Origin of the sequence: Lysobacter sp. Root690, from assembly GCF_001427785.1 — a bacterium.
Classification (GTDB): domain Bacteria; phylum Pseudomonadota; class Gammaproteobacteria; order Xanthomonadales; family Xanthomonadaceae; genus Lysobacter.
The window spans coordinates 174-18,109 of the sequence record NZ_LMHM01000002.1; the positions used below are offsets into that span (position 1 = coordinate 174).

The 17,936-nt window shown below is 66.1% G+C and carries 11 protein-coding genes and 1 other RNA gene; 4 read left to right on the forward strand and 8 right to left on the reverse strand.

From position 1 onward, the window contains the following. The first annotated feature begins 723 nt into the window (after nucleotides 1-723). Both ASD86_RS03965 and ASD86_RS03970 read left to right on the forward strand, forming a co-directional pair. Nucleotides 724-2,814: a hypothetical protein gene (locus tag ASD86_RS03965; protein ID WP_056107185.1), complete on the forward strand. Its 2,091-nt coding sequence runs from the start codon at nucleotides 724-726 to the stop codon at nucleotides 2,812-2,814. Nucleotides 2,815-3,291: 477 nt separating this feature from the next. Continuing rightward, nucleotides 3,292-5,124 carry an ABC transporter ATP-binding protein gene (locus ASD86_RS03970; RefSeq protein ID WP_157476163.1) on the forward strand — a complete coding sequence of 611 codons (1,833 nt, stop codon included), beginning with the start codon at nucleotides 3,292-3,294 and terminating at the stop codon, nucleotides 5,122-5,124. 171 nt (nucleotides 5,125-5,295) lie between these two features. Here ASD86_RS03970 and ASD86_RS03975 read toward each other — a convergent pair whose 3' ends face one another. The 8 genes from ASD86_RS03975 to ASD86_RS04005 form a co-directional block, all read right to left on the reverse strand. After that, a complete protein-coding gene (locus tag ASD86_RS03975) occupies nucleotides 5,296-6,780 on the reverse strand; it encodes a hypothetical protein (RefSeq protein ID WP_082578052.1) in 1,485 nt (494 codons plus the stop codon). A gap of 156 nt (nucleotides 6,781-6,936) precedes the next feature. Continuing rightward, nucleotides 6,937-7,599, reverse strand: coding sequence for a ribose-5-phosphate isomerase RpiA (gene rpiA / locus ASD86_RS03980; RefSeq protein WP_056107190.1), 663 nt, complete (start codon nucleotides 7,597-7,599; stop codon nucleotides 6,937-6,939). Between the two features lie 120 nt (nucleotides 7,600-7,719). Next, on the reverse strand, nucleotides 7,720-8,190 hold the full coding sequence (locus ASD86_RS03985; protein ID WP_056107192.1) for an EVE domain-containing protein: 471 nt from the start codon (nucleotides 8,188-8,190) through the stop codon (nucleotides 7,720-7,722). A 29-nt stretch (nucleotides 8,191-8,219) separates the two neighbouring features. Then, nucleotides 8,220-8,813, reverse strand: coding sequence for a 5-formyltetrahydrofolate cyclo-ligase (locus ASD86_RS03990; RefSeq protein WP_036108788.1), 594 nt, complete (start codon nucleotides 8,811-8,813; stop codon nucleotides 8,220-8,222). 241 nt (nucleotides 8,814-9,054) lie between these two features. Next, nucleotides 9,055-9,240, reverse strand: a non-coding RNA gene (gene ssrS / locus ASD86_RS25725) — 6S RNA. A gap of 485 nt (nucleotides 9,241-9,725) precedes the next feature. Continuing rightward, entirely contained in the window at nucleotides 9,726-10,025 is a 300-nt protein-coding gene (locus tag ASD86_RS03995; RefSeq protein WP_056107194.1) for a cell division protein ZapA, read from the reverse strand. 39 nt (nucleotides 10,026-10,064) lie between these two features. Then, on the reverse strand, nucleotides 10,065-10,286 hold the full coding sequence (locus ASD86_RS04000; protein ID WP_036108784.1) for a TIGR02449 family protein: 222 nt from the start codon (nucleotides 10,284-10,286) through the stop codon (nucleotides 10,065-10,067). Nucleotides 10,287-10,473: 187 nt separating this feature from the next. After that, complete coding sequence (locus tag ASD86_RS04005; protein WP_157476119.1) at nucleotides 10,474-15,072, reverse strand: EAL domain-containing protein; 4,599 nt, start codon at nucleotides 15,070-15,072, stop codon at nucleotides 10,474-10,476. A gap of 228 nt (nucleotides 15,073-15,300) precedes the next feature. Here ASD86_RS04005 and ASD86_RS04010 point away from each other — a divergent pair, with 228 nt between their 5' ends. Together ASD86_RS04010 and ASD86_RS04015 are read left to right on the forward strand one after the other, a co-directional pair. Next, a complete protein-coding gene (locus ASD86_RS04010; protein ID WP_056107199.1) occupies nucleotides 15,301-15,855 on the forward strand; it encodes a UPF0149 family protein in 555 nt (184 codons plus the stop codon). Nucleotide 15,856: 1 nt separating this feature from the next. Next, nucleotides 15,857-17,191, forward strand: coding sequence for an aminopeptidase P N-terminal domain-containing protein (locus tag ASD86_RS04015; RefSeq protein ID WP_056107201.1), 1,335 nt, complete (start codon nucleotides 15,857-15,859; stop codon nucleotides 17,189-17,191). Nucleotides 17,192-17,936: the final 745 nt, after the last annotated feature.

A 17,936-nucleotide genomic window follows, 5' to 3' on the forward strand; every position in this document is an offset into this window, starting at 1 on the left:
ATTTCCTTCGGGCACAAGCCGCCACCGCGCCAAGACGCTTGCGTCGGTTGCCTGATGTTCCGCTAGCGCCTTACTTCATAAACGGGAACCGCCACCCGGTAGACCCGGGCTTGCGGCGTATGTGTCGGCTCGCGGTCGCGGCTTGCGCTGCTCCTACACGAAGCTATCGCCGCTGCGTGTCAACTAGACCGGCGCCCTTAATCGGTTGCGCCTTAGGGCTGTTCCGGCTGCGACGCCCCACGAGCATCCCACTGTTGGGTCTCGATTGGCCTGTGCCGCCGATCAGGTGTGGTGCATCGCCGGTATCTGTGCGCCGGCGATTCAACATCAATGCACAAAACGTCGCGCCAAACCAAGTTCGACCCGAGTCTCCGCCATGGGATATGAAGCGATTGATGCGCGAGGACACGGCCTCGTTGTGTCATCCCTCAACCTGTAAACGCGTCAGATCACGCTATCTGCGCGGAAGCTGAGACCGTTCTGCTGGGATTCGTCGACGACGCATTCAATGCGACACCCGACCGGCAGAATCCACCCGGAGTCCGGTCAGGTGATCCGGAATGACGCAGTGAGCAAGGAACAACCATGGAAGATACTTCGTCGCAATCAAGGTGCACGTCCCTGACGTTTCTGAGGCCCTGCGTGCTCATCGCTATGTGTTTTTCAGCGGGAGCAGTGGCCGCGGAAACGCAACCGGCAGTAACGTTGGCTCCACTGGATTGCATGGCTTATGGATTGACGCCGCCGAATGCGCAAAATCAGCTGGCGCCGTCACTGCCGTTCTATCAGCCGCTCGTTTCCAGGTCGCAGATCGACAGCGTGGTCAGCAAGCCGATCGCATCGCCGTCCGGGAGCCTGATGCTCCCCCAGTTCAACCATTTCAAACTATGGAGCTTCTGGTTCGAGACGGCCGGTCAAGAGGCGCCGCTGCAGCCGATGACGAGCTGGAATATCGGTCAATACACAGGCTTCAATCCGCCAGGTCCGCTCAGCGACGTCCAGCGCGGCTTCACTGATGCCTTCGGTCGTTCGGGATTGCAACTCGACGACGGGCGCGTGGGCATGTGGATGAACTCGCTCGATCCGAACTTTCGCCGCTTCAATGGCACCGCGAATGTAAACGACGGCCATGGCTCGATGAATGCCGGTTGTTGGTACTACCCGGGCGTTCCGCTTGCCAAGTTGTTCCCTACGGCGGCACACCAGTTCGATGTGGCATTCGATGTCGGTGTTCACCATGACGGATCGACCAAGAACGACTGGCTCCCCAACGGAACGGTCAAGGATGGGTCCGCGCAGGCATATTTCCAGTTGATCGCGAGGAATCGACAGCCTTACTACTGCGAGCAGCCGGTGCCCGGTGGGCCGGTCAAGCCTCCGAAGGTGTGCGACTTTTCGATGGCGGTCGAGTTCTACACGCGCGATCCCAAGTACGCAAACAATCAAGAGGTGCATGGCGATAACTCGGGAACGCTGACGCATCCGATCGCACAGACCGGGTTGATGGAGCCGGAGCATCAGGCGCATTGGATTCAGCGTATGCCCGATTCCATGGTCTACCAGACCAACGTCCCTGTCGCTGGGCGGGTGCATTTTCGAATGTCATCAAGCCAGTTTCGTGCGGTTCTTGAAGCGTTAGCGACTTATCGAGCCAAGCCCACCGATCTGTTGCCGGAGATCTCACTGAACCCGCTCGACTACGACATCACCCTGTTGAACGTGAACGGCGAAATCCACGACAAAAACGCAGCGACCGGCCACGCTCAGCTCGGCATGAGCGTTAGCAATATTCGTATCACCTCGGTTCTGGAGCACTCGGCGGCGGGCGCACCGGCCGGTTACATCGGCGATGGCTCGGCCGTGGTGTTCCGTAACAGCGACAACTCGATTCAGCTGTTCCAGGGTGAGATCGGTCAAGGCGCGGCGAACAAGGCCGTGCTTTCGGCCGGTCCGGCGCTCGGCGAGCCGGTGGGTTACTTCGCCGCCGCTGCGCCACGCGTGGTCTATCGCGATACCAACCGCGCGATCCGCGAGATCTTTCGCTACAACGGCCAGTGGAGCGAGTGGAATCTCTCAGCCGGGCTCGGTGCGGCGGAGGCTTATTCCGATCCGCGCACATTCGTCGACAGCGGGAACATGCCGCATGTGGTGTATCGCGACATGGCCGGCGATATCCACGAACTGTATATGGACGCCGGCGGCTGGCATCGCGCGAATCTGTCGACCGAGAGCGTGCCGGCGCGTCCGCGGCCGGCCTTGAGCGCGATGGCTTATGTCGCCAGCGGTGCGCCGCGAGTCGTGTTCCGCACCGTCGATAACGGCATCGGCGAGCTGTATCTCTGGAACGGCGAGTGGCGGCAATGGGACATGACGGCATTGGCAGGGCCGGGCGCCACCGTGCGCTCCGACCCGCAGGGATTCGCCGACGTCAATGGTTTGCCACGTGTGGTCTATCTGGATTCGGCGGGGTATCTGCATGAGTTGCGGATCAATAACGGGGCGTGGACTCATACCGATCTGTCGATGTTGACCGGAGCCCCGAAAGGGCTTGGTAATCCGATGGGATTCGTCGCCGGCAGCGCGGCCCGTGTGGTGTACCGAGGCGAAGACGGGCGCATCTTCGAACTGGTCGACTGGAACGGCCAATGGTTGCTCAACGATCTGAGCGCCACCCGCGGCGCGCTGACAGCGAATGCCGATCCGATGGGGTTCGTCGATGCGAATGGTATGGCCCGCATCGCCTATCGCGGCGGCGACAACATGCTGCATGAGTTGTTTTACAGCGGCGGTCAGTGGCTGCATCGCGATCTGTAAGCGCGTAGTTCGAAACGCAGAACCGGCGTTTCGGCGTATGTCGTAGCGCCCGTGATGCGCAATATCGCGACGTCGCACCGACTTTGGGCGGATGCAACGAACGCACGGCGCGGTTACACTCGCCCTTGGTCGCGCATCGCGACCCGCGCGGCCCGGCGATTGATCCCGGGCCGGCCGATCCAAGAGCGCAAGGAGAGGTCCAGATGAAGTTCACCACCATCGGCAAGGTTCAGCACTAAGTCCGATTCCGCGGTCCAGGGCGATGCCCGGGCCGTGTCAGGCAGGTCGTTCGTGCCTGGGGTCTGTCATGGCCCTGGATCGCGCGCGCTCGCCCGCCGCCTCTCTCTCCCGATTCGTTGATCCGGCGCACCCTGCGCCCGTTCGCTCTCGTGCGTCATCGCATGCGCCTCGCCGGCGCGGGCGGATGACTCGCGCCGCGGGAGTTTCCAAGTTCAAACAAGGCTGATCGCCATGATGATTTTTCGTTGGTTCGAATCGTTGATCGACCCGTTCCGGCCCGCGCCGGAGACCATGCCGCCGCGTTCGGTGGCGGCGTTCTATTGGCATTTCATCCGTCAGGCCTGGCCGGTATTCGTGGTCCTGACCGTGGTCGGGTTCTTCGTCGCCATCGTCGAGGTGGTGATGTTCGACTACCTGGGCAAGGTCGTGGATCTGGTCAACACCACGCCGGCCGAGGCTTTGTTCGCCCGGCACGGCAGCGAGCTGCTGTGGATGGCGGCGGTGATGCTGATCGCGCGTCCGATCTGCCTGGGTTTGCACGACCTGCTGCTCAATCAGGCCGTGCATCCGAGCATGACCAACCTGGTGCGCTGGCAAACGCACCGCTACATGCTCAAGCAGAGCCTGAGCTTTTTCCAGAACGATTTCGCCGGCCGGGTCGCGAATCGGATCATGCAGACCGGTCCGTCGTTGCGCGAATCCACGACCCAGGCGTTCGACGCGATCTGGTATGTGATCGTGTATTCGGCGTCGGCGGTGTATTTGTTCGCCCAGGCCGATGTGTGGCTGGTGGTGCCGTTGCTGGTGTGGATCGTGTTGTTCATCGGCTTGATGCGTTACTTCGTGCCGCGGGTGAAGGAGCGCTCGTGGCGCGCGTCGGATGCGCGTTCCAAGCTGATGGGCCGCATCGTCGACGGTTACAGCAACATCACCACGCTGAAACTGTTCGCGCATTCGCGGCGCGAACAGGAGTACGTGGCCGAGGCTATGGTCGAACAGACCCAGCGTTCGCGCGACATGACCCGGATGACCACGTTGATGGGCGTGAGCATCAGCGTGCTCAACGGCCTGTTGATCGCCGGCACCTGCGGCCTGTCGTTGTGGCTGTGGCATCGCGGCGCGATCACGGTCGGCGCGATCGCGTTGGCGACCGGTCTGGTGATTCGCATCCACAACATGTCGGGCTGGATCATGTGGACGGTGAACGGCATCTTCGAGGACATCGGCACGGTGCAGGACGGCATCGAGACGATTTCGCGGCCGTTGACCGTGACCGATCGCGTCGACGCGCTGCCGTTGCAGGTCGAACACGGCAGCGTGCGTTTCGAGAACGTGCATTTCCATTACGGCCAGGACAGCGGCCTGATCGCGGATCTGGATCTGGAGGTGCAGCCGGGCGAGAAGATCGGTCTGGTCGGGCCGTCGGGCGCGGGCAAGTCGACGCTGATGAACATTCTGCTGCGGCTGTACGATCTGGAAGGCGGTCGCATCCTGGTCGACGGGCAGGACATCGCCGGCGTCACTCAGGAAAGCCTGCGTTCGCAGATCGGCGTGGTCACTCAGGACACCTCGCTGCTGCATCGCTCGATCCGCGACAACCTGCTGTACGGCCGGCCGGAGGCCAGCGATGCGGAGATGTTCGAGGCCGTGCGCAAGGCGCGCGCGGATGAGTTCATTCCGCGTCTGGTCGATGGCGAGGGCCGGGTGGGGTATGACGCGCTGGTCGGCGAGCGCGGGGTCAAGTTGTCGGGCGGCCAGCGTCAACGCATCGCGATCGCGCGGGTGCTGTTGAAAAATGCGCCGATCCTGATCCTCGACGAAGCGACTTCGGCGTTGGATTCGGAAGCCGAGGCGGCGATCCAGGAGAGTCTGGAGACGTTGATGGCCGGCAAGACGGTCATCGCGATCGCGCATCGTTTGTCGACCATCGCTCGGATGGATCGATTGGTGGTGATGGATCGCGGCCACATCATCGAGACCGGGACGCATGAGCAGTTGATCGCGCGCGATGGGTTGTATGCGCGGTTGTGGAAGCGGCAGACCGGGGGATTCGTGGCGGTGGATGCGTAAGCGTTGGTGTTGAGCAAGACGGGCGGGGCTTCGGCCTCGCCCGTTTTTCTTGGTGAGTTGTGCGATTGCGGTCGTGGCGAAGTCGCGATGGCAGGGATACGTCGTTGGTTTGGGGCGCGGTCGCGGCTTGCGCAGCTCCTACAGGGAGCGAACGTGACTCGCGCGAGGGATTTAGAACAGCGAACCGGTGGTGCCGCGACCGCCGGGCTCGCCTTGGTCGCGGCGTTTGCGCACCCAGCCGCCTACGCCGGAAGGTTGATGCGACGGGCCGACCGGTTTCGCGGGCTTGCTACGTTCGCGCGCCTGACGATGCGCGGTTTCGGCCATCGCCTTGAACTGGCGTTCGCGCCGCAGCCACAGCTCGTCCATGCTCGGATCGGCGTGCGCGGGGTCGCCCACGTCGGCTTCGGTGGCCTGATCGGGAATGTGCTGGAACGGAATGCGCATCGGCGCGGCGCCTTGCTCGAGCGCGTGCTGCATGGTGCCGAAGTACAGGCGGTTGTGGCCGTAGCGTTGATTGACCTGATCGAGCACGCGGGTCAAGGCCTGATTGCGATGTCGATCGGGAAACAACGACGCGGTGTCGGCGGCGCTGGGTTGCAGATCGGTCAGCGACACCGCGACCGACAGTGGCGGGTAGCGCTGCACGTTCCAGCGTCCGTCGGCGGCGCGCATCAGCGGTTCGATCGCGTCGGCCATCAGTTGTAGCAGGGTCGGGGTGTCGTCGAGCGGCGCGAACGACAGGTCGCGGCTGAAGCGTTTTTCCTTGCCGACGAAACGGATGTGCAGGCTCATGCCGCGCGCCTGGCAACGCTCACCGCGCAGCCGCATCGCGGCCTTGGCGAGAAGTTTGAACAACACCGAACGCATGCCTTGCGGGCTGCGCATCTGCGGGTCGAGCACGTGCGAATGGCCGACCGAGGCGACGGTCTTGCGCTGTCGCGACGGCGGCTCGATGCCGCGCAGTTGCGCCCAGAAGCGCTCGCCTTCGATGCCGCCCCAGATCGCGCGCAGATGCTCGCGCGGTGCGGTGGTCAGTTTTGCGACCGTGTCGATGCCGGCATCGATCAGCCGTTGCAGCATCGACGGGCCGATCCCGCACAGGTCGTGCAATTGCAGGCCATGCAGCGCGTGCGGCAAGTCGGAAAGTTCGATCACGGTCAGGCCGTCGACTTTCTGGATGTCGGAGGCGGTCTTGGCCAGGAAGGTGTTGGGCGCGATGCCGATCGAACACAGGATCGGGCTGAGCTCGCGATCGATCAGGGTCTGCTTGATCTTGTGCGCGATCGCGATGGCTTGGTCGCGCTGGCGTTCGCGGCCGATCAGCCGGCAGGCGACTTCATCGATCGACAACGGCTTGCCGTCGATCGGGATGCAGTCTTCGATCGCGGCGATCAGCCGGTGATGCAGCTCGACGTAACGCGCCGGCCGCGCCTGCACGATCATGATCTCGGGGCAGCGCTCGAGCGCTTCGTGCACCGGCGTGCCGGTCTTGACGCCGACGCGCTTGGCTTCGGGGCTCGCGGCGATGCAACAGGTGGTCGCCGCCATCACCGGCACCACGCCGACCGGGCGGCCGCGCAACTCCTTGTGGTCGAATTGCTCGACCGAGGCGAAGTAGGAGTTGAAGTCGACGAACAGGCAGCGCAGGGTCACGGCGGCGGGCCACGCATGGGGACTCAGTATCGCGCCGCGCGATCGCGGGCGGGTGAATCGGCGCCTGAACAGAGCCCGGTGCTGAGCCTGGAACCGATCCGCCGAGCCTGCCGGCGGATCGTCGCGTCGACTGAGATCGCTTGTCGCGTCAGTCGCTTAGAGCACGATCGGCGGTTCGCCGCCGACGATCACGATGTCGGCCGGGCGGCGCGCGAACAGGCCGACGCTGACCACGCCGGGGATCTGGTTGATCGCCGATTCCATCGTCACCGGATCGACGATGGCGAGGTTGTGGATGTCGAGGATGTAATTGCCGTTGTCGGTGATCACGCCCGCGCCGTTGGCGTCCTGGCGCCACACCGGCTGGCCGCGGGTCATGCCGAGAATTTCGCGCGCGACCAGGCTGCGCGCCATCGGCACGACTTCCACCGGCAACGGAAACTTGCCGAGCACGTCGACGCGCTTGGCCGGATCGACGATGCACACGAACTTGGCGCTGGCCTCGGCGATGATCTTCTCGCGGGTCAGCGCGGCGCCGCCGCCCTTGATCAGGCGCTTGTGCGGATCGCACTCGTCGGCGCCGTCCACGTACAACGACAGCGGGCCGGTGGCGTTGAGATCGAGCACTTCGATGCCGAGCGCCTGCAGGCGCGCACTGCTCTGTTCGGAGCTGGACACCGCGCCCTTGATGCGATGCTTCACCCGGCCCAGGGCCTCGATGAAGAACGCGACGGTGGAACCGGTACCGACGCCGACGATCATGCCGTCTTCGATGTAGTCGATGGCTTTTTCGCCGGCCAGGCGTTTTGCTTCGGACATGGGATTCGAGATTCGTGATTCGGGATTAGAAAAAACACAAGCGGCTGGCGCGAGATCGGACGGAAGATCGAGGACGCGCTTTTGCGAATCCCGAATCTCCAATCCCGATTCCCGGCCCCACTACTCCATCGCCAACAACAACTTCCACTGCGCCGCCGACACCGGCAGCACCGACAGGCGGTTGCCGCGACGGGTCAGGGCGAAGTCTTCGCCGAGCTGTTCGCTGCGCGCCTTGATCTCGTCGAGCGAAATCGTGCGCTTGAGTTTGCGTTCGAAGGCGACGTCGACCAGCAACCAGCGCGGTTCTTCGCGGCTGCTCTTGGGATCGTGGTAGTCGGACTTGGGATCGAACTGGGTCGGGTCGGGATAGGCTTCGCTGGAAATCTTGGCGATGCCGACGATGCCGGGCACGGCGGTGTTGGAGTGATAGAACAGCACGCCGTCGCCGGTCTTCATGCCGTCGCGCATGTAGTTGCGCGCCTGGTAGTTGCGCACGCCATTCCACGGCTCGACGCCGACGCGCTGCAGGTCGTCGATGGAGAAGGTGTCCGGTTCGGACTTCATCAGCCAGTAGCGGCGGCGTGCGGTCATGCGGGACTCTGTGGGGACGTGGAGAGGGGTCAGGCGAACACGGCGGAGCGGCAGTCCAGGGTGTCGGCCTCGGTGCAGACCGCGTCCAGGGCGACGTCCCAGTCGGCGGCGTCGAGGCGATCAACGCGCTGGGTCTCGAACCCGGCGCCGACCAGCCACGGCGGCGCGGCGCGCTGCTGGCGGAATGCGAAGCTGCGATCGTACCAGCCGCCGCCCATGCCGAGCCGGTGGCCGCGCGGATCGAATCCCACCAGCGGCAGCACGATCAGGCTCAGTTGTTCGGGCTCGAGCAACGAGGTTTCCGCCAGCGCGGGCTCGGGAATGCCGAACTTATTGGGAATCAGCGCATCGCCCGGCCGCCACGGCGCGAATCGCAGCCGCTGGTCTTCATGCAGCACCGGCAGGCAGTAGATGCAGTCCTTGGGCAGGCGCAATTGCCAGGCGTGCAGGGCGATTTCGCCGTCCATCGCCCAGTAACCGGCCACATAGCCCTCGCTCGGCGCGAACGGCAGCGCCAGCAGGCGCGCGGCGATGGCCTCGGCACCGGCGATCCGCGCGGGCGCGCCGAGATTGCGGCGGCGGGCGCGCAGTTCGCGGCGCAGCGTCTTGCGATCGTCGGTCATGGGCGGGGTCCTGAGAGGGGCGGATCGGGGAGGCCGGGTTTGGCTGGGTCGGCGATGCATGCCGCTGGTCGGCGCCGGTGGTCTGTGTCGACGATCCATGCCGGTGAGAGCGGCCTGCGTCGATTTTACCGGGATCCGTGCGCGGACGCGGCCGATGGCGGAACGCGCGGGCCTGTCGCGCGGGCATAAGGAAACGGGCGCGAGTTCACCTGCGGTGATCTCGCGCCCGTTTCGGGAAAAGTAGTCCTCCGCCAATGACGATGCTTGCGAAACGACCTTGAACCCTGGGTTCAAGTGGGGACGCTTGGGGATCTTCGGGCTTCCCGCTACGAGGCGGACTTGCACTCCGGATTCCGGTTGCGTCCCCGGTGTCGTTATTAAGGGACAAGGCGAATGTTTGGCAGGCCGTCGCGCACAGCAGAGGACGTGGGCGGGAGTATAGCGCCTGCGTTCGCGCAGGTCAGTCCGCTCGTCGGCGATGCAGCGTTGCGGTTCATGCGCTTGTGTTATGCGGATACGCATGAACGGGGACTTGCGTGATCACGGTCGCGCGCAGTCGCAACGATGGCGACGATGCGGTGGCATGCGTGGGTGTGTGTGTTTGTTGCGCGGTGCCGTGTACGCCGACTTGTGGCGATGTCGTTGCGGCTTGGTGACGGTTCTCAGCGGTACGCGGCGTGCGTGCGGGGAAATCGTGGATTCGTCGCGGTCGAGCCCTGGATCCCCGCCTTCGCGGGGATGACGGTCTGGGAGAGGAGGGGCTGTCGGGCCGATTGTTGCGGGCGCAGCCGCAAACTCTGTCTGCGGTCTGCGGTCTGCGGTCTGCGGTCTGCGGTTTGTGTCTGTGGTCGACGATCAGCAATCGGCAACAGCCAATGCGCCGCAGGCGCACCGGCGGACAGCGTGCGATGTTCAGCGAATCGCGGCGTCGAACAGGCTGTCGAGCTTGCGGTGCAATTCGTCGAGGGTGCGCGAGAGCTCGCGGTCGCGGCTGCTGCCGTCGCCGCGCAGTTGCTGCAATTCGTGGGCGAAATTGAGCGCGGCCAGCACGGCGACGCGGTCGAGCGCGGCCATGCGGTTGCTGCCGCGGATTTCGCGCATCTTGCTGTCGAGCATGCGCGCGGCGGCGAGCAGGTCGTCGCGCTCGTTGGGCTCGCAGCCGACGGTGTATTCGCGGTCGAGCAGGCTGATGCTGACGGCTTCGCTGGTCATGCGCTCAGGCTCATCCGAACGGGTTCATCGAAAGGGGGATCACGTGTGCTGCTCCAGCGACTTGAGTCGCGCGATCATGGCCTCGACGCGGGTGCGCGCCTGCTCGTTCTTGGCCAGCAGGGCCGAGCGTTCGCCGACCAGTTGTTCCTGCTGCTGGCGCAGGCTGCGGTTCTCGTCGCTGAGTTTGCGCACGCGGTCGCCGAGCTCGTCGACGCGGGCAAGCAGCGACTGCAATTCGGCGAGAAGTTCGGCGCGTTCCATCCCGGCACGATGGCAGGCCGGGGCGGGGGCGGTCAAGGTGGGGTGTGGCGGTTGGGGCGGCGGCCGTTTAGGACGGGCGCGATTGAGGCGGCGCGGTGAACGGACGAGACGCGGGCGCGGCTCGTGACCGAAGCAAATCCAGTAGGACGCCGCTCCTGCGGCCGGACACCGGACCGCAGCCTGAACCTCAAACCGCCGGACGCAGGCTCTCCGGCGGCTGCCATTCCTGGATGAACTTCAGGCAGACGTCGGCCTCGAGCGGGCGGGCCAGCCAATAGCCCTGGATTTCGTCGCAGCCGTGCGCGCGCAGGAATTCCATCTGCTCTTCCAGTTCCACGCCCTCGGCGACCACGTTCAGGCCCAGCGAATGGGCCATGGTGATCACGGTGCTGGTGATCGCTTCGTCGTCGGGGTCGCGGGTCAGGTCGCTGATGAATTCCTTGTCGATCTTGAGCGTGTTGATCGGCAGGCGCTTGAGATAGGCCAGCGAGGAATAACCGGTGCCGAAATCGTCCACCGCCAGCGCCACGCCGAGTTCGCGCAGCGCCTGCATGGTGGTGGAGGTGTGCGCGGCGTTGGACATGACCACGCTCTCGGTCAGCTCCAGTTCCAGCCGCCACGGCGGGATGCCGCTTTCGCTGAGCGCGCGGGCGACCATCTTGGGCAGGTCGCCGCGCAACAGCTGGATCGCCGAAACGTTGACCGACACCGACAGCTGATCGAGCCCCTGCTGGCGCCACTGACGCAGGCGGTTGCAGGCTTCGCGCATCGCCCATTCGCCGATTTCCAGGATCAGCCCGGTTTCCTCGGCCAGCGGAATGAATTCCGACGGCGGGATGTTGCCGTGCTCCGGGCTGTTCCAGCGCAGCAGCGCTTCCACGCCGTTGATGCGCGCTTCGGGCAGCGACAGCCGCGGCTGATAGACCAGGCGCAGCTCGCCGCGATCGAGCACCTTGCGCAGCGCGGCGGAGATGGTCGCGCGCTGGCGGATCTCCACGTCCATCGCCTCGGTGTAGCGCATGAAGGTGCGCCGGCCGGCGGCCTTGGCCTGGTACATCGCGGTGTCGGCGTGCTTGAGCAGGTCGGTCGGGACCTGGGCGTGATCGGGATAGACGCTGATGCCGATCGACGGCGAGATCGCCACGTCATGGCGTTCGTCGAAATCCAGCGGCGCTTCGAACGCCTTGATCAGGCGCCGCGCGACGTCCTCGGCCTGTTCGGGCGTGTCGAGGTTTTCCAGCACCACGGTGAATTCGTCGCCGCCCAGGCGGGCGACGGTGTGCTCGGCGCCGACGGTTTCCTGCAGGCGCACCGCGGCGGCGCGCAGGATGCGGTCGCCGGCGGCGTGGCCGAGCGAGTCGTTGATGTCCTTGAACCGGTCAAGATCGAGGAACAGCAACGCGATGCGATGGCCATGGCGGCGTGCGCGCACGATCGCGCGAGACAGCCGCTCCGACAGCAGCGTGCGGTTGGGCAGGCTGGTCAGGGTGTCGTAGTTGGCGAGGTAGCGCAGTTCCTGTTCGGCGCGCTTCTGGTCGGTGATGTCGGTCAGTACCGCGACGTAGTGGCCACGTTGGCCGCTGCTGTCGAGCACGATCGAGGCCTGCAGCCAGCACAGGAATTCGTTGCCGTCCTTGCGCTGCTGCCAGATCTCGCCCGACCAGCGGCCGCTGCGCTGCAACTCAGCGCGCATGTCGGAATAGAACTCCGGGTCGTGCTGGCGGCTGTCGAGCAGGCCGGTGGTCTGGCCGATGACTTCGTTCTCGGGGTAGCCGGTCATGCGCGAGAACGCCGGGTTGATCGAGACGAACACGAAGTCGCGATCGAACACCGCGACCGCTTCGGCCATCGAGCGCAGCACTTCGCTGGAAATGCGCCGTTCGCGTTCGGCGCTGCGGATCGCGGTGACGTCGCGGCCGGTGCCGGCGACCCGCACCGGATGGCCCTCGGCGTCGCGCTCGACCACCCGGCCGCGGGCGCGCACCCAGCCCCACTCGCCCTTGGGCGTGCGCATGCGGTGCTCGGACAGGAACAGCGCGGCGTCGCCCTTGAGGTGCTTGCGCAGCAGTTCGGTGACCCGCGACAGATCGTCGGGATGGATCTCGTGATCGTCGGCGATGTCGGCCTGCACGCCGATGTCGGGCGATTGCGGGTTGTGGTCGTCGACGCGCATGCGGTGCAGTTCGCGCCGTTGCAGGTCGTAGTCCCAGAATTGTTCGCCCGAGGCCCACAGCGCCAGTTTCAGGCGTTCTTCGCGTTCGCGGATCTGGGTGAAATAGCCGCGTTCGCGCTGGCGGGCGACGTGCCAGCGCCAGCCGAAACTCAGCAGCAGGCCGAGCGCGGCCAGGGCCGCGGCGGCGATCGCCAGCGGATGCCGCCACAGCGGCGGATCGACGCTGACCGGGATGCGCAGCTCCTGGGTGTTCCACACGCCGTCGCGGTTGGTCGACTGGGCGCGGAACAGGTAGCGGCCGGGCGGCAGGCGAGTGTAGGTGATGTCCTGGCGCGGGCCGTTGTCGATCCAGTCGCGGTCGAACCCGTCCATGCGGTAGCGATAACGGATGCCGCTGTTGGGGCCGAAATCCAGCGCGCCGATGCGCAGGCGCAGGATGCCGGCGCCGTCGGGCACCTCGAGCTTGGCCGACTGCCACAGCGCGCTGGCGCCGGCGCTGGTGTCCGAACCGATCCAGGCGCCGAGCAGACGTACCGGCGGGGTGTAACGCGAATCGGCGATGCGGGTGGGATCGAACAGGTTCAGCCCGCGCACGCCGCCGAACGCGAGCCGGCCGTCGGCCAGGGTGGCGACCGCGCCGGAATTGAATTCCAGATCCTGCAGACCGTCGGCCAGACCGTAGCGGCGCACCAGCGAGGCGCCCGAATCGAAGCGCAGGATGCCCGCGTCGGTGCCGAGCCACAGCCGTCCGGCCGGACGCTCGGCGATGGTGAACACCACCGGCACCGGATGGTCGCCGAGCACCTGCGCGAGCGGGTGTTCGAATCGGATGCGGCCGTCGCCGAATTCGATCACCCGGCTCAAACCGGCCTGGGTGCCGACCCAGATCGTGCCGTCGGCGGCCTGATGCAGGGCCAGCACCAGATTGCCCGGCAGGCTGTCGGCCTGATCGGTGACGTGGCGGTAGTGGCGCAGGTAGCCGGTGTCGGGATCGAGCAGGTCCAGGCCGTCGCCGGTGCCGAGCCAGATCCGGCCCTTGCGGTCTTCCAGGATCGCGTTGACGCGCGGATGGCTCAGGCCCTTGGGATCGCCTTCGCGGTAGGCGTAGCGGACCAGCGCGCCGGATTCGGGCAGGTAGTGCAGCGCGCCGATGTCTTCGCCGCCGAGCCACAGGCTGCCGTCGCGGGCGAATTGCAGGGTGCGCAGCGGGGCGTCGCGGTAGCCGCGCAGGTCGATGGTCTCGACCCGCTGGGTGCCCGGTTCCAGCCGCAACAGGCCGGCGCGGGTCGCCAGCCACAGGCGGCCGGGCGTGGGTTTGTGCGGCGAGCGGGCTTCGGCCGCAGTGGTGCCGGGCGCGGCGACGACGTCGGGTTCGCGCGCGATCGCGCCGATCGGACCTTGCCGCGCCGCCGCCGGCAACAGGCCGGTCAGGTCCTGGAACCGATCGCCGGACAGGTCGTAGCGGCGCAGGCGCGCGCTGTCGGTGCCGATCCAGATCGCGCCGCTGTCGTCCTGGGCCAGGCTGCGCACGCTGGCGTCGGAGGCCGCGCCGTGGCCGTGGTCGTCGTCCAGGTCGAGCACATAGCTGAAACGGGTGCCGCGCGGATCGGCGACCGCGGCGCCGCGGAACTGGCCGCCGGCCCACAGCAGGCCGCCGTGGTCGACTATCAGCGCGTTGATAGTGTCTTCCGGCAGGGTCGCCTCGACCCCGGATTGCGCGTGCACGCGCTGGGTGTGGCCGCTGTCGGGATCGTGCCGGTACAGGCCGTTGCCGTAACCGGAAATCCAGATCCGCCGGTCCGGCGCTTCCACTATTGCGCGCGCGTCGCGCAGCGCCGACAAAGCTTCGTCCTCGACCTTGACCAAGATGCCGGTGTGGCCGTCGAGTCGGTACAGGCCGTCGGCGCCGCCGGCCCAGAGCCGGCCGCGGCGGTCGATCATCACGCTGCGCAGGGCGATCGCCGCGCCGATCCGTTCGACCTTGCCGCTGGGCAAAATGCGATGCAGGCCGGCGGCGCTGACCAGCCAGGCGCTGCCGTCGCGGGCCTGAGCCAGCGCCTGCCACGGCGATTGCCGGCTGGCCTCGCCGGGCAGCGCCAACAGCAGTTCGCGCGTGCCGGTCTGCGGGTCCAGCCGTTCCAGGCCGGCGAGGGTGCCGATCAACAGCGATTCGCGCCACGGCATCAGCGCGACGACTTGGCGCCCGGCCTGCGAATCGGGCGCGCCGTAGCGATGGATGCTGCCGCTGGCCAGGTCCAGCCGCGCCAGGTATTCGGAATGGGTGCCGATCCACAACGCGCGCTGGCCGTCGAGCGCCAGCGCGGTGACGTAGCTGTCGGGCAGGCTGGCCGGGTCGCGCGGATCGTGGCGATACGGCAGGTAGCGCTGGCCGTCGTAACGGTGCAGGCCGCCCTGGGTGCCGACCCAGACGAAGCCGTGCACGTCCTGGGTGAAGGCGGTGACCGAGTTCTGGCTGAGCCCTTGTTCGCTGCCCAGGCGCGAGAAATAGAAGTCGCGCGTGGCCGCCTCGGAACGCTGCGGCCACGCCGTCGCCCACAGCAGCAAAGCGGTGAGACCGGCGGTCAGCAGGGCGGCGGGGGATAAGGAACGCACGGACACCGTGGCGCAAGGCACAAGAGCCGCAGTGTAGGCAAGCGGTCGTGGCAGCAACAAGCTCTGAAGCTATCTTTTCCGGCACGCCGTTGGTTCGAGCGGGTTTCGCCGTCGCCGCGCGCTTGCGGCGCGAGCTATCGCCGCCGCCACGAATGTCCGCAGGGCGGACTTCCCGCACAGGCCGCAATGCGCCGCGCATTGCTAAACTGCCCCATCCCCCTCGATCCCATGCCTGTGGCCGCGACCGAATTGCCCTTGTTGTCCGATGTCGATGCCGAGAGCCGCAGCCTCTCGCTCGGTGCTTCGCCTTCCGAATTGCACGGTTCGTTGTGCGGCTGGCTCGCCGGTGGCGGCGCGTCGGTCAGCGACTGGCCCGCGCGCGTGCTCGCCGACCCCGGCATCGCGACCCCGGTCGCCGACGGCGCGCTGGATCACCTGCGCCTGACCAGCGCCGCGCAACTGGCCGACCGCAGCTTCGGCTTCGACCTGCTGCTGCCCGACGCCGACGCCTCGCTGAGCGAGCGCAGCGGCGCCCTGTTCGACTGGTGCCGCGGCTTCCTCGGCGGCTTCGGCCTGGCCGCGGGCGCCGCGCCGAACCTGTCGGAGGAAAGCAGCGAGGCGCTCGGCGATCTCGCCCGCCTGGCCGCGGCCGCGCCGCAGGACGACGGCGACGAGGAGGACGAAGAAGCCTTCACCGAGATCGAGGAATTCGTCCGCATCGTCGCCCTGCTGCTGCACGGCGACGTGGCGATGGCGGCGCAGCACAGGCAGCGGCTGAACTGACATGCACACCGCGCTGACCATGCCGGCCAAGGCGTACGCGCGCCGGCGCAAGCAGCTGATGGACATGGCCGGCGGCGACGCGATCGTGATCGTGCCCTCGGCGCACGAGCTGATCCGCAGCCGCGATACGCATTACCCGTTCCGCCAGGACTCGGACCTGAGTTACCTGACCGGCTTCCCCGAGCCCGACTCGGTGCTGGTGCTGGTGCCGGGCCGCAAGCATGGCGAGACCCTGCTGTTCTGCCGCGAGCGCGACGCCGAGCGCGAAGCCTGGGACGGCCCGCGCTATGGCCCGGAAAGCGCGGTCGACGCGTTCGGCCTGGACGATGCGTACCCGATCACCGACCTGGACGACATCCTGCCGGGCCTGCTCGAAGGCCGCACCCGGGTGTACTACCACTTCGGCCGCGACACCGACTTCGATCTCAAGCTGATCGGCTGGGTCAACCGGGTGCGCGAGATGGTCCGTCAGGGCGCGCAGCCGCCGCACGAGTTTCTGGTGCTGGGGCATCTGCTCGACGAACTGCGCTTGTTCAAGGACCGCGACGAGCTGCGCTTCATGCAGCGCGCCGCCGACATCAGCGTGCTCGCCCACGAAGCGGCGATGCGCGCGGCGCGGCCGGGCATGCGCGAGTACGAACTGCAGGCCGAGGTCGAGGCGGTGTTCCGCCGTTTCGATGCCGAGCCCGCCTACGGCAGCATCGTCGGCGCCGGCAGCAATGCCTGCGTGCTGCATTACCGCGCCAACAACGCGGCCTCGCGCGACGGCGATCTGGTCCTGATCGACGCCGGCGCCGAATACCGCGGCTACGCCGCCGACATCACCCGCACCTTCCCGGTCAACGGCCGTTTCAGCCCGGCGCAACGCGCGCTGCACGATCTGGTCGGCGCCGCCCAGGCCGCGGCCTTGGCGCAGGCACGGCCGGGTCTGCCGTACGAGGCCGGGCATCTGGCCGCGGTGGAAACCCTGACCGAAGGCCTGCTGCGGCTGGGCCTGCTCAAGGGCAAGCTCGAACGCAACCTCGCCGACGGCAGCTACCGCCGGTTCTATCGGCACAAGACCGGGCATTGGCTTGGTCTGGACGTTCACGATGTCGGCGAATACCGCATCGACGGCGAATCGCGTCTGCTCGAACCGGGCATGGTGTTCACCATCGAACCGGGGCTGTACGTGTCCAGCGACGACACCACGGTCGATCCGAAATGGCGCGGCATCGGTATTCGCACCGAGGACGACGTGGTGATCGGCAAGGACGGTTGCGAGGTGTTGACCGATAAGTTGGCGCGCAGCGCGGATGAGATCGAGGCGTTGATGGGGCAGCGGCGGGCGGCTTGAGGGTTGGGTGGTTTGGAGTGGGTCGACTCGGCTCGCTTCGCATTGATTCGATTCGGTATCGGCTCGCTTGAACGCGAACCGACGCGAACCGACTCGACTCGTCTCGACGTGATTCGTCGTGACTTCGATCAGACGCGACTCGCTTCGTTTTCGTCTTGTTCCGTCTTGTCTCGTGTTGTTTCTTCTTGCCCGGTCCGTGCGCCACAAATTCTTCCAGCGAGCCGCCTTTGCTTTCCCCCCCCTTTGTAAAAGGGCGGCAGGGGGGATTTGCTTTTACGCCGCCGATGGCCTGCAACGCTGCCACAAAAGCTCTGAAGTTCTGAAGCTTTTGAGCAGGATCAAAAGCTTCCGCCACTAAAGCGGCGGGTCACTTTCTTTTGTCAAAAGCGACAAAAGAAANTTTGGATCAAAGGCCCGCAAGTGCGGTGCTTACGCGGGCACGCGCCATACGGGACATCCTGTCCCGGTGGCGCGCGACGCGCATCCATGCGCGTCGCCCTCCGGGTGTGCGCTTGCTAACGCGAGTTGGTGGCTTCGCAGCGCTGGAGGTGAGGAGGGAAATGAAGCTCAAGCCCGAGCAGCGCGGCTTTTGCTGTTCCCCCCTTTGTAAAAGGGGGGCAGGGGGGATTTGCTTTTGCTTTTGCTATTGCTCTGCCTCTGCGCTGTTGTTGTCCAAAAAGCCAAAGCCAAAGCAAATCCCCCCTGGCCCCCCTTTTACAAAGAGGGGGTCCTTCATTGGAGGTTC